This is a genomic window from Streptococcus mitis, from assembly GCF_946188615.1.
GTDB lineage: Bacteria > Bacillota > Bacilli > Lactobacillales > Streptococcaceae > Streptococcus > Streptococcus mitis_BZ.
Map to the genome: position 1 here is coordinate 58,146 of NZ_CAMHVK010000001.1, position 12,403 is coordinate 70,548.

Here is a 12,403-nt window from a genome sequence, read left to right on the forward strand (position 1 = left end):
GTCTATATGTTACTTGAAATTTCGATAAAAAACTTTGCCATTATTGAGGCTATTTCCCTCAATTTTGAAAAGGGAATGACTGTCCTGACTGGTGAAACGGGTGCAGGGAAGTCGATTATCATTGATGCCATGAATATGATGTTGGGAGCTCGTGCGACGACAGATATTATTCGTCATGGTGCGCCAAAGGCAGAGATTGAGGGGCTTTTCTCAGTTGAGAATAGTCGCCTTTTACAGGAAATTTTTGATGAGCAAGGTTTGGAAATGGGTGATGAAATTATCATCCGTCGAGAAATCTTGCAAAATGGTCGTAGTATTAGTCGTGTCAATGGCCAGATGGTTAATCTGTCTGTTTTGCGTGCTATTGGACAACATTTAGTAGATATTCATGGTCAGCATGACCAAGAAGAGTTAATGCGTCCTCAACTTCATATCCAGATGTTGGATGAATTTGGTGATACAGCCTTTTGGGACCTAAAAGAAACCTATCAAACGAGTTTTGATGCCTACCGTAAAATGCGTAAGCAGGTTTTGGAAGTCAAGAAAAACCAACAGGAACACAAGTCTCGTATTGAAATGTTGGAATTTCAAATGGCAGAGATTGAGGCAGCAAACTTGCAGGCTGGAGAAGATCTGGCTCTCAATCAAGAGCGTGATAAACTTCTCAATCATAAAAATATTGCGGATACACTGACTAATGCCTATAGTATGTTGGACAATGAAGACTTTTCAAGTCTGGCCAATGTTCGTTCAGCCATGAATGATATGGAAAGTGTCGAAGAGTATGACCCTGAATACCGTGAAATTTCAAGCTCACTGTCTGAGACCTACTATGTCTTAGAAGACATTAGCAAACGTTTGGAAGCAATCATTGAGGACCTTGATTTTGATGGCAATCGCCTCATGCAGGTCGAGAATCGCTTGGACCTCCTTCATACCATTACCCGTAAGTATGGTGGGACTGTAGACGATGTCTTGCTTTATTTTGCTAAGATTACAGAAGAATACAATCTCTTGACAGGCAATAACCTTTCGTCTGAGGAGGACATGGAAGCAGAGCTCAAGAAATTGGAAGTTAATCTTGTCGATTTGGCAGGTCAGCTTGCCTCTGCTCGTCATGACTTGGCTCAGCAGCTTGAAGCTGAGATTAAACAAGAACTGCAAGACCTCTATATGGAAAAAGCTCAGTTTCAGGTTCGTTTTAGCAAGGGCAAATTCAGTCGTGAGGGAAATGAAATGGTTGAGTTTTATATTTCAACCAACCCTGGCGAAGATTTTAAACCCTTGGTCAAGGTTGCATCTGGTGGGGAATTATCTCGTCTCATGCTAGCCATTAAGTCTGCCTTTTCACGTAAAGAAGGTAAGACGAGTATTGTCTTTGATGAAGTGGATACGGGAGTTTCAGGTCGTGTTGCCCAAGCTATTGCACAGAAGATTCATAAAATTGGTCAGCATGGGCAGGTTCTAGCTATTTCCCATTTACCACAAGTGATTGCGATTGCGGATTATCAATTCTTTATTGAGAAGATTAGCAATGACCATTCAACAGTTTCGACTGTTCGTCTCTTGACGGTTGAAGAGAGAGTGGAGGAAGTTGCCAAGATGTTGGCTGGTGATGATGTGACGGAAGCAGCCCTGACGCAAGCCAGAGAATTGTTGAGAAACAGGGAGAAATAAGATGACAGACTATTATGTAATTGGAGATGTTCATGGAAAAGCTGGGATGCTGGAAGACCTTCTCAAAACATGGGATGGTCAGACCCAGTTGCTCTTTCTAGGGGACTTGATTGACCGTGGCGAAGATAGTCGCCGTGTCCTAGAGATGGTTAAGGACTTGGTGGACAATCAAGGGGCTATCTGTTTGTCAGGGAACCACGAGTATATGTTTTTGACATGGCTCGATAACCCAGAAGAAAGCTATGACCATTATCGTCGCAATGGTGGAGATACAACCATTAACTCTATCCTAGGTCGTCCCTTGGATGCACCAGTTGATGGAGTTGAGGATGCCAAGCGTGTTGCTACTGAAGCGGCAGACTTGGTCGAATTTATTCGTCAAATGCCGTTTGTGGTAGAGACAGACAAGTATATCTTTGTTCATGCAGGTATTGATTTGACCTTGGATGACTGGCATGAAACCACAGATTATAAAAAAGTTTGGCTTAGAAAACCATTCCACGAAGCCGAAAATTATACTGGAAAAATCATTGTCTTTGGCCATACACCGGTCTATGGTTTGTTAAAGCAAGAGCGAGGTACAGCTGAGCTTTGGACTACAGAAGATGGCAAGATTGGAATGGACGGAGGAGCTGTTTATGGTGGTGTCCTTCACGGGATTGTCTTTACTGACCAAGGAATGACAGAACATCACTTTATTGAGAATGACGGCTTTGTCGCTGAAGATTAGTACTCCTAGCAGGGTATGGTCTTGTCAAAATGTCAAAAACAATTTATAATAAATAGATACCCTGAAAGGAAGAGAATCATGAACTTAGAAGAATTGAAAAAACGACAGGAGAAGATCCGTAACTTCTCTATTATCGCCCATATTGACCATGGAAAGTCGACTCTAGCAGACCGCATTTTGGAAAAAACAGAGACGGTTTCAAGTCGTGAAATGCAAGCTCAGCTTTTGGATAGCATGGATCTAGAACGGGAACGTGGGATTACCATTAAGTTGAATGCCATCGAACTGAATTACACTGCAAAAGATGGAGAAACTTATATTTTTCACTTGATTGACACGCCGGGGCACGTTGACTTCACTTATGAAGTTTCACGTTCGCTAGCTGCTTGTGAGGGTGCTATTTTGGTGGTCGATGCTGCTCAAGGGATTGAGGCTCAAACCCTTGCCAATGTTTATCTAGCCTTGGACAACGATTTGGAAATCATGCCTGTCATTAACAAAATTGACCTACCAGCTGCAGACCCTGAGCGCGTGCGTACAGAGATTGAAGATGTCATTGGTTTAGATGCCAGCGAAGCAGTCTTAGCATCAGCTAAAGCTGGTATTGGTATCGAAGAAATCCTCGAGCAAATCGTAGAAAAAGTACCAGCACCAACGGGTGATGTGACGGCGCCACTTAAGGCTTTGATTTTCGACTCTGTTTACGATGCCTACCGTGGGGTTATTCTCCAAGTGCGTGTCATGGATGGGGTGGTCAAACCTGGCGATAAGATTCAGCTTATGAGCAATGGCAAGACTTTTGATGTTACGGAAGTCGGTATCTTTACACCCAAGGCAGTTGGTCGTGATTTCCTTGCGACTGGTGACGTTGGTTATATTGCAGCTTCTATCAAGACGGTTCAGGACACTCGTGTGGGTGATACTGTTACTTTGGCAACCAATCCTGCGGCTGAGCCATTACATGGTTACAAGCAGATGAATCCTATGGTCTTTGCTGGTCTATATCCTATCGAGTCAAACAAGTACAATGACCTACGTGAAGCCCTTGAAAAATTACAACTGAATGATGCTAGTCTTCAGTTTGAACCAGAAACATCTCAGGCACTTGGATTTGGTTTCCGTTGTGGTTTCCTTGGACTTCTCCATATGGATGTTATCCAAGAGCGTTTGGAACGTGAGTTCAATATCGACCTCATTATGACAGCTCCGTCTGTTATTTACAAAGTTAATTTGACCGACGGTGAGTCTATGGATGTGTCTAACCCATCTGAGTTTCCAGACCCAACTAAGATTGCGACTATTGAAGAGCCTTATGTTAAAGCGCAAATCATGGTACCGCAAGAGTTTGTTGGAGCAGTGATGGAGCTAGCTCAGCGCAAGCGTGGTGACTTTGTGACTATGGACTATATTGATGATAACCGTGTCAATGTTATCTATCAAATTCCTCTTGCTGAAATTGTTTTTGACTTCTTTGATAAGCTTAAGTCTTCGACACGTGGTTATGCAAGCTTTGACTACGAATTGTCAGAGTATCGCCCATCTAAGCTGGTGAAAATGGATATCCTTCTCAACGGAGACAAGGTGGATGCCCTCAGCTTTATCGTTCACAAGGACTTTGCCTACGAACGCGGAAAACTCATCGTTGATAAGCTTAAGAAAATCATCCCTCGCCAACAATTTGAGGTGCCAATTCAAGCAGCTATTGGACAGAAGATTGTCGCTCGTACTGATATCAAGGCCCTTCGTAAGAACGTACTTGCTAAATGTTATGGTGGTGACGTTTCTCGTAAACGCAAACTCCTTGAAAAACAAAAAGCTGGTAAGAAACGCATGAAAGCTATCGGATCAGTAGAAGTTCCACAAGAAGCCTTCCTTAGCGTCTTGAGCATGGATGAAGAATAAGTTATCATAATTGTTTTTCTTGTTCACAGGAAACTTACATAAGAATCAATAGTAAAACAGGCTTAAATAGGCCTGTTTTTTTGCATTTATAATAGGATTAAATCGTTTAAAGTGTTTGTTTTAAATGTTTGTTTTGCTTATAAAGATAAAAAATAAACAAAATAATCAAAAAAAAGGACAAAAAAACAACAAAAAATTATTGACAACGATTTCATATAGTGTTATACTTATAGCATAAAGTTAATGGAAAGAAGGGAAAACCTTATGGGATTAGATCATTTCTTTGACAAAAACCTTGTGTTTTGCTTAGAAGCGGATAATCAAGAACATCTCTTTGATCAGGTTGCTACTTTATTGGAAGAACGAGAAATCGTAACTCCAACTTATCGTGAAGCCTTGATCACGCGTGAAAAGTCATTTCCAACTGGCCTAGATATGGAATTTTTGGGTAAGGATTTGCCGAATGTGGCTATTCCTCACACAGATATTGTTCATAATCTAGCCGAAAAAGTTGTGGTCGTTCGATTAGAAAAACCAGTGACTTTCCACAATATGATTGCGCCAGATAAGGAAGTAGAAGTATCCTTGCTCTTCTTTATCATTAATAACTCAAGTTCAAGTCAAACGAACATTCTTGCTCAGTTGATGGACTTCTTTACTGGAAATAGTCATCTTGAAGACCTATCAAAAATTTCTGAACCAGAAGCCCTCTATGCTTATATTGCTGAAGCAATTGCTTAATTTTGTCTATTAAAAATATTAAATCGGAGGAAATCCATATGATTAAAATTCTTGCTGCCTGCGGTGCAGGTGTTAACTCAAGCCACCAAATTAAAAGTGCTCTTGAAGAAGAACTTTCAAACCGCGGTTTTGATGTTCACTGTGATGCAGTTATGGTAAAAGACGTTAATGAAGACCTTATCAAAGGTTATGACATTTTTACACCAATTGCTGCAACAGATCTTGGTTTTGACCCAGGTATTCCAGTTATCGAAGCTGGACCAATCTTATTCCGTATCCCAGCAATGAGTGCTCCAGTATTTGATAATATTGAAGCAGCTATCAAAGAACACGGGTTAAGCTAATTTTAATTTGTTAACATTCATATAACTATAAAAAGGGAGGAACTATTATGGATGTCATTATCGAACTAGCCAATAAGCTGTTCAAACCTATCTTGGATATGGGTGGGCCAATCATCATGCTGATCATTTTGACAGTATTGGCTCTACTTTTTGGAGTGAAATTCTCCAAAGCACTTGAAGGTGGTATCAAACTTGCCATCGCTCTTACTGGTATCGGTGCTATCATCGGTATGCTGAATGGTGCTTTCTCAGCATCACTTGCAAAATTCGTTGAAAATACTGGTATTCAATTGAACATCACTGACGTTGGTTGGGCACCACTTGCTACAATCACTTGGGGATCTGCTTGGACACTTTACTTCTTGCTCATCATGTTGATTGTCAATGTAGTGATGCTTGCTATGAAGAAAACTGATACACTTGACGTTGATATCTTCGATATCTGGCACTTGTCTATCACAGGTCTTTTGATTAAATGGTATGCAGACAACAACGGTGTAAGCCAAGGGGTTTCACTCTTCATCGCCACTGCAGCAGTTGTCCTTGTAGGTGTTCTTAAAATCATCAACTCTGATTTGATGAAACCTACATTTGATGACCTTCTTAACGCACCAAGTTCATCACCAATGACTTCAACTCACATGAACTACATGATGAACCCAGTTATCATGGTTTTGGATAAGATTTTTGAAAAATTCTTCCCAGGTCTTGATAAATATGACTTTGATGCTGCTAAATTGAACAAGAAAATCGGTTTCTGGGGATCTAAATTCTTCATCGGTTTCATCCTTGGTATCGTTATCGGTTTGATGGGTACTCCACATCCAGTTGCTGGCGTAGAAGATGCAGCAAACTGGCAATTAGTTATTAAAGGTTGGTTGTCTCTTGGTTTGACAGCTGGTGTGTCTTTGGAACTCTTCTCACTTATCGGTTCATGGTTCATCGCTGCCGTAGAGCCACTTTCACAAGGTATTACAAACGTTGCTACTAAACGTCTTCAAGGACGTAAATTCAACATCGGTCTTGACTGGCCTTTCATCGCTGGTCGTGCTGAAGTTTGGGCTTGTGCAAACGTACTTGCACCAATCATGTTGGTTGAAGCTGTGCTTCTTTCAAACGTCGGAAATGGTATCTTGCCACTTGCAGGTATCATCGCTATGGGTGTTACTCCAGCTCTCTTGGTTGTAACACGTGGTAAATTGCTCCGTATGATTATCTTCGGAACACTCTTGTTGCCACTCTTCCTTCTTTCAGGTACACTTATCGCTCCATTTGCAACAGAACTTGCTAAAGGTGTAGGTGCATTCCCAGAAGGTGTGAGCCAAACTCAATTGATTACTCACTCAACTCTTGAAGGACCAATCGAAAAACTTCTTGGTTGGACAATTGGTAACACTACAACTGGTGATATCAAAGCAATCCTTGGTGCTGTAGTCTTCCTTGTATTCTATATCGGTATCTTTGCATGGTACAGAAAACAAATGATCAAACGTAACGAAGAGTACGCAGCAAAAGCAAAATAATGCGCTCCTATAAAATGTAAATTGTTAAAGCTAGGTTGTCGACATCCATTAGGAGTGACAGCCTAGTTTTTTATAAACTATCAAGAAATCGGAGAAAATAATGGTAATTGAATTAAAATCAGAACAATTAAGAGTTGAATTTAACAGTTTTGGTGGGGCTCTTTCTTCTATAAAAGATGCCGAGGGAGTTGAGTATTTGTGGCAAGGAGATGCTACTTATTGGAGTGGACAAGCTCCTGTTCTCTTCCCCATTTGTGGTTCATTGAGAGAGGATACAGCACTTTATATAGATGATAATGGACAAGAAATCAAAGGAAAGATTCCTCGTCATGGTTTGGTTCGTAAGAAAGAATTTGAATTAGTTGAACAGACAGATAATAGTGTAACTTTTGCAATTGAAGACGATGAGAATAGCTATCAGAACTACCCTTATCATTTCCGCTTAGAAATCACTTATATCCTTACTGGAAAGACAGTACGGACTCAATACAAAATATTTAATAAAGAAATTAGCAAGGTCATGCCTTACTTTATTGGTGGACATCCAGGATTTAATTGTCCTCTGCTTGATGATGAAGTCTATGAAGATTATTATCTAGAGTTTGAAAAAGAAGAGACTTGCTCTGTTCCACGTCCTTTCCCAGAAACAGGTATGCTTGATTTTCAAGATAGAAGTCCATGGCTAGAAGGTCAAAAAGAATTAGACCTCAGCTATGATCTTTTCAGCACTGATGCAGTCACCTTAGATGAATTGCAATCTAGAACAATTGCCCTTCGTTCTCGTAAACATGATAAGGGATTGAAAGTTCGTTTTGCAGAGTTTCCAAACCTCATTATATGGTCAACTTTGAATAAAGGACCTTTCATTGCTTTTGAACCATGGTCTGGCTTGTCAACATCCCTTGAAGAAGGAGATCATCTAGAAGATAAGAAGAATGTTCGTCTCCTAGAACCTGCTCAAGTAGATCAAATTGGTTTTGATATCGAAATTTTTTAATTAAAAAAACACAAAAACAAACATTAATTGTTGACTTTTTTAAGAAATAGGAGTATATTATGTTTGTAAGCAACAAATGATGTTTGTCACAAACAAACAATCACTTGTTATATTCTCTTTCGTAGAGAAAGATTATTTCTAGGAAGCTGGTTTCCTAAACTTGAATAAGGTGTCATTCATCTCATTCAATCCAATTTGTCAATAAACTGCTAGAAAGCTTTTTGTAGGTAATACTCAATGAAAATTAAAGAGCAAACTAGGAAACTAGCCGCAGGCTGTACTTGAGTACGGCAAGGCGACGTTGACTCGGTTTGAATTTGATTTTCGAAGAGTATAAACTGCTAACTATAAAAGGTTTTATTAGCCTAGAAAAATAAAAAGGAGTATACAATATGTCTATTGTTATCGGTGCAGATGCTGCAGGTTTGAGATTGAAAGAAGTTGTGAAAGACTTCTTGGAAAAAGAAAACTTCCACGTTGTGGATGTTACAGCTGAAGGTCAAGACTTTGTTGATGTGACTCTTGCTGTTGCTGCAGAAGTAAACAAAGAAGAACAAAACCTTGGTATCGTGATTGATGCTTATGGAGCTGGTCCATTCATGGTTGCAACTAAGATCAAAGGAATGGTTGCTGCAGAAGTATCTGACGAACGTTCAGCTTATATGACTCGTGGACACAACAACTCACGTATGATCACTATGGGTGCACAACTTGTCGGTGATGAATTGGCTAAAAACATCGCTAAAGGATTTGTTAACGGTAAATACGATGGTGGACGTCACCAAATTCGTGTCGACATGTTGAACAAAATGTGCTAATACTCTTCAAAAATCAAGATAATCTGTTGTCAGCTCACTTTAGCTAACCTCAGTTATGCTTGCAGCTCGCTTCCTAAGCTAATCTTGATTTTTCTTGAGTAGGGATAAATGATATTAGATTTATATAATTAATCGGAGGGAATAACTAATGAGAATTGCAATTGGATGTGACCACATCGTAACAGATGAAAAAATGGCGGTTTCAGAATTTTTGAAATCAAAAGGATATGAAGTCATTGACTTTGGTACATATGACCATACACGTACTCACTACCCAATCTTTGGTAAAAAAGTAGGGGAAGCTGTAACTAGCGGTCAAGCTGATCTTGGGGTATGTATCTGTGGTACTGGTGTTGGTATCAATAACGCTGTAAATAAAGTTCCTGGTGTTCGTTCTGCCTTGGTTCGTGATATGACAACAGCCCTTTATGCTAAAGAACAATTGAACGCCAACGTTATCGGTTTTGGTGGTAAGATTACTGGTGAATTGCTCATGTGTGACATCATTGAAGCTTTCATCCATGCTGAATACAAACCATCTGAAGAAAACAAAAAATTGATTGCGAAAATTGAACACCTTGAAAGTCACAATGCTCAACAAACAGACGCAAACTTCTTCACTGAATTCCTTGAAAAATGGGATCGCGGAGAATACCACGACTAAGAGGTGACCTATGATTTTAACAGTCACAATGAACCCATCCATTGATATTTCCTATCCCTTGGATGAGTTGAAGATTGATACTGTCAATCGTGTGGTGGATGTAACCAAAACGGCTGGTGGTAAAGGCCTCAATGTTACCCGAGTACTTTCAGAATTTGGGGATTCTGTTCTTGCTACTGGTTTAGTGGGTGGCAAACTTGGTGAGTTTTTGGTTGAGCATATAGATGATCAAGTAAAGAAAGATTTCTTCTCAATTCAGGGAGAAACTCGTAACTGTATCGCTATTCTTCACGGAGACAACCAAACAGAAGTTCTTGAAAAAGGTCCTGAAGTATTGGAACAGGAAGGTCAAGGCTTTTTGGAACATTTCAAAAAACTCTTGGAGTCAGTTGAAGTAGTAGCTATCTCAGGTAGTCTACCAGCTGGTCTTCCAGTTGATTACTATGCTAGCTTGGTAGAACTTGCTAATCAAGCTGGCAAGCCTGTTGTCTTGGACTGTTCTGGTGCGGCTCTTCAGGCGGTTCTTGAATCACCACATAAACCAACAGTCATCAAACCAAATAATGAGGAATTGTCTCAACTTCTTGGAAGAGAAGTTTCTGAGGATTTGGAGGAGTTAAAAGAAGTCCTTCAAGAACCTTTGTTTGCAGGTATTGAATGGATTATCGTTTCACTTGGTGCCAACGGTGCTTTTGCCAAACATGGCGACACTTTCTACAAGGTAGATATTCCTAGAATTCAGGTAGTCAACCCTGTTGGCTCTGGAGATTCTACTGTAGCAGGGATTTCTTCAGGACTTCTTCATAAAGAATCGGATGCAGAATTACTCATCAAGGCAAATGTCCTTGGTATGCTCAATGCTCAAGAAAAAATGACTGGTCATGTCAACATGGCCAATTATCAGGCTCTATATGATCAATTAATAGTAAAAGAGGTATAAAATGACTTTAACAGAACAAAAACGTGCACGCTTAGAAAAACTTTCTGATGAAAATGGTATCATCTCAGCTCTTGCATTTGACCAACGCGGTGCGTTGAAACGCCTCATGGCTCAACACCAAACAGAAGAACCGACAGTGGCTCAAATGGAAGAACTTAAAGTTTTGGTAGCAGATGAATTGACTAAATACGCTTCATCTATGCTTCTTGATCCTGAATATGGACTTCCAGCAACTAAAGCTCTTGATGAAAAAGCTGGTCTTCTCCTTGCTTATGAAAAAACAGGTTATGACACAACAAGCACAAAACGCTTGCCAGACTGCTTGGATGTTTGGTCTGCAAAACGTATTAAAGAAGAAGGTGCAGATGCAGTTAAATTCTTGCTTTACTATGATGTAGATAGCTCAGACGAACTCAACCAAGAAAAACAAGCTTACATCGAACGTATCGGTTCTGAATGTGTGGCTGAAGATATCCCATTCTTCCTTGAAATTCTTGCTTACGATGAAAAAATTGCGGACGCAGGTTCTGTAGAATACGCTAAAGTAAAACCACACAAAGTTATCGGTGCTATGAAAGTCTTCTCAGACCCACGCTTTAACATTGATGTCTTGAAAGTAGAAGTTCCTGTTAACATTAAATATGTTGAAGGCTTCGCTGAGGGTGAAGTGGTTTACACACGTGAAGAAGCAGCAGCCTTCTTCAAAGCACAAGATGAAGCAACTAACTTGCCATACATCTACTTGAGTGCAGGTGTATCAGCTAAACTCTTCCAAGATACTCTTGTATTTGCTCATGAATCAGGTGCAAACTTTAACGGAGTTCTTTGTGGCCGTGCTACATGGGCTGGATCAGTTGAAGCTTACATCAAAGATGGCGAAGCAGCAGCTCGCGAATGGCTTCGCACAACTGGATTTGAAAACATTGATGAGCTCAATAAAGTTCTTCAAACAACAGCAACTTCATGGAAAGAACGCGTGTAAGCAAGTCCTCCTGGGTTAGGAACATGAATCTAAAAAATTTTTAAAAAAAAGTTCTATGTAAAGGTTTACAAAACAACTTACTTGTGCTATACTTAAATCACAAGTTAATACAAGGTGAGTGTTACTAAGTAATATTAGGCATGATCACAGGTGAATTAGAAATCGGCTGATTTTCTAGTTCATTTGTGGTCATTTTTTGTACTAATATACCTTTAAGATATAAAAGGAGGTTGACATGTATCGAATTCTAAATCCAATGAATCACAATGTCTCGCTTGTCAGAAATGATAAAGGAGAAGAAGTGATTGTGATTGGTAAGGGGATTACATTTGGAAAGAAGAAAGGGGATTTGATTGCTGAACATCAGATTGAGAAAATCTTTCGGATGAAGACCGAAGAGTCAAGAGAAAACTTTATGGCTCTCCTCAAAGATGTTCCGCTTGATTTTATCACAGTGACTTATGAAATCATTGATAAGCTATCAAAGAAATATCATTATCCGATTCAAGAGTATCTCTATGTAACCTTGACAGATCATATTTACTGTTCTTACCAAGCTCTAGCACAAGGAAGGTACAAGGATAGTAATCTGCCAGATATTTCCACTAAGTATCCTGTCGCTTTTCAAATCGCAAATGAAGCATTTGAAATTTACCGTCAGAAGCTAGCAGATCATTTTCCTGAGGACGAAATTATTCGGATTGCTTATCATTTCATTAATGCCGAAGGTGAAAATGAAGTGGAACTTGTGGAGTCGATTGATAAGAGGAAAGAAATTCTCAGGAATGTTGAAGAAGTTTTAACGGACTATGCAATTCAACGAACTAAAGAGAATAACCATTTCTATGATCGCTTTATGATTCATTTGAATTATTTCTTGGATTATTTAGACAGATCTAGAGATGATAACCAATCACTTCTGGATATGGAAGACCACATCAAACGATCCTATCCAAAAGCGTTCGAGATTGGTTCCAAAATCTATGATGTGATTACGCAACATACGGGTCTTGATTTGTATAAAAGTGAACGAGTTTATCTAGTTCTACATATCCAACGTTTATTGTCATAAAAATTTAATTAAA

General features: G+C 39.6%; 12 protein-coding genes. All 12 read left to right on the forward strand.

The genetic code is table 11. From position 1 onward, the window contains the following. Nucleotides 1-6 precede the first annotated feature (6 nt). The 12 genes from recN to OCF95_RS00255 all read left to right on the forward strand — a co-directional run bounded on the left by recN (nt 7) and on the right by OCF95_RS00255 (nt 12,390). On the forward strand, nt 7-1,677 hold the full coding sequence (gene recN / locus OCF95_RS00200; protein WP_261104562.1) for a DNA repair protein RecN: 1,671 nt from the start codon (nt 7-9) through the stop codon (nt 1,675-1,677). 1 nt (nt 1,678) lies between these two features. After that, the gene (locus tag OCF95_RS00205; protein WP_261104563.1) at nt 1,679-2,407 is read left to right on the forward strand and encodes a metallophosphoesterase family protein; all 729 of its coding nucleotides are present in this window, start codon (nt 1,679-1,681) and stop codon (nt 2,405-2,407) included. 78 nt (nt 2,408-2,485) lie between these two features. Next, nucleotides 2,486-4,309 carry a translation elongation factor 4 gene (gene lepA, locus OCF95_RS00210; protein ID WP_001047209.1) on the forward strand — a complete coding sequence of 608 codons (1,824 nt, stop codon included), beginning with the start codon at nt 2,486-2,488 and terminating at the stop codon, nt 4,307-4,309. Between the two features lie 264 nt (nt 4,310-4,573). Beyond that, the gene (locus OCF95_RS00215) at nt 4,574-5,050 is read left to right on the forward strand and encodes a PTS sugar transporter subunit IIA (protein WP_000521976.1); all 477 of its coding nucleotides are present in this window, start codon (nt 4,574-4,576) and stop codon (nt 5,048-5,050) included. Nucleotides 5,051-5,088: 38 nt separating this feature from the next. Beyond that, nucleotides 5,089-5,394, forward strand: coding sequence for a PTS sugar transporter subunit IIB (locus tag OCF95_RS00220; RefSeq protein ID WP_000590547.1), 306 nt, complete (start codon nt 5,089-5,091; stop codon nt 5,392-5,394). 47 nt (nt 5,395-5,441) lie between these two features. After that, a complete protein-coding gene (locus OCF95_RS00225) occupies nt 5,442-6,917 on the forward strand; it encodes a PTS galactitol transporter subunit IIC (protein ID WP_084924488.1) in 1,476 nt (491 codons plus the stop codon). Between the two features lie 100 nt (nt 6,918-7,017). Further along, nucleotides 7,018-7,914 carry an aldose 1-epimerase family protein gene (locus OCF95_RS00230; RefSeq protein WP_247949287.1) on the forward strand — a complete coding sequence of 299 codons (897 nt, stop codon included), beginning with the start codon at nt 7,018-7,020 and terminating at the stop codon, nt 7,912-7,914. A 392-nt stretch (nt 7,915-8,306) separates the two neighbouring features. Continuing rightward, nucleotides 8,307-8,732 (forward strand): galactose-6-phosphate isomerase subunit LacA, encoded by a 426-nt coding sequence (lacA, locus tag OCF95_RS00235; RefSeq protein ID WP_000029277.1) that lies wholly within the window; start codon nt 8,307-8,309, stop codon nt 8,730-8,732. 148 nt (nt 8,733-8,880) lie between these two features. Beyond that, nucleotides 8,881-9,396, forward strand: a complete 516-nt coding sequence (lacB, locus tag OCF95_RS00240) for a galactose-6-phosphate isomerase subunit LacB (RefSeq protein WP_001216910.1) — start codon at nt 8,881-8,883, stop codon at nt 9,394-9,396. Nucleotides 9,397-9,406: 10 nt separating this feature from the next. Beyond that, nucleotides 9,407-10,336, forward strand: a complete 930-nt coding sequence (locus OCF95_RS00245) for a tagatose-6-phosphate kinase (protein ID WP_004254537.1) — start codon at nt 9,407-9,409, stop codon at nt 10,334-10,336. A 1-nt stretch (nt 10,337) separates the two neighbouring features. Beyond that, the gene (gene lacD / locus OCF95_RS00250) at nt 10,338-11,318 is read left to right on the forward strand and encodes a tagatose-bisphosphate aldolase (RefSeq protein WP_004254534.1); all 981 of its coding nucleotides are present in this window, start codon (nt 10,338-10,340) and stop codon (nt 11,316-11,318) included. A 235-nt stretch (nt 11,319-11,553) separates the two neighbouring features. Further along, on the forward strand, nt 11,554-12,390 hold the full coding sequence (locus tag OCF95_RS00255) for a PRD domain-containing protein (RefSeq protein WP_261096991.1): 837 nt from the start codon (nt 11,554-11,556) through the stop codon (nt 12,388-12,390). Nucleotides 12,391-12,403: the final 13 nt, after the last annotated feature.

Excerpts from the sequence above, each read along its gene's own strand:
- recN (WP_261104562.1), top strand. The coding sequence starts at position 7 with ATGTTACTTGAAATTTCGATAAAAAACTTTGCCATTATTGAGGCTATT.
- OCF95_RS00205 (WP_261104563.1), top strand. The coding sequence starts at position 1,679 with ATGACAGACTATTATGTAATTGGAGATGTTCATGGAAAAGCTGGGATG.
- lepA (WP_001047209.1), top strand. The coding sequence starts at position 2,486 with ATGAACTTAGAAGAATTGAAAAAACGACAGGAGAAGATCCGTAACTTC.
- OCF95_RS00215 (WP_000521976.1), top strand. The coding sequence starts at position 4,574 with ATGGGATTAGATCATTTCTTTGACAAAAACCTTGTGTTTTGCTTAGAA.
- OCF95_RS00220 (WP_000590547.1), top strand. The coding sequence starts at position 5,089 with ATGATTAAAATTCTTGCTGCCTGCGGTGCAGGTGTTAACTCAAGCCAC.
- OCF95_RS00225 (WP_084924488.1), top strand. The coding sequence starts at position 5,442 with ATGGATGTCATTATCGAACTAGCCAATAAGCTGTTCAAACCTATCTTG.
- OCF95_RS00230 (WP_247949287.1), top strand. The coding sequence starts at position 7,018 with ATGGTAATTGAATTAAAATCAGAACAATTAAGAGTTGAATTTAACAGT.
- lacA (WP_000029277.1), top strand. The coding sequence starts at position 8,307 with ATGTCTATTGTTATCGGTGCAGATGCTGCAGGTTTGAGATTGAAAGAA.
- lacB (WP_001216910.1), top strand. The coding sequence starts at position 8,881 with ATGAGAATTGCAATTGGATGTGACCACATCGTAACAGATGAAAAAATG.
- OCF95_RS00245 (WP_004254537.1), top strand. The coding sequence starts at position 9,407 with ATGATTTTAACAGTCACAATGAACCCATCCATTGATATTTCCTATCCC.
- lacD (WP_004254534.1), top strand. The coding sequence starts at position 10,338 with ATGACTTTAACAGAACAAAAACGTGCACGCTTAGAAAAACTTTCTGAT.
- OCF95_RS00255 (WP_261096991.1), top strand. The coding sequence starts at position 11,554 with ATGTATCGAATTCTAAATCCAATGAATCACAATGTCTCGCTTGTCAGA.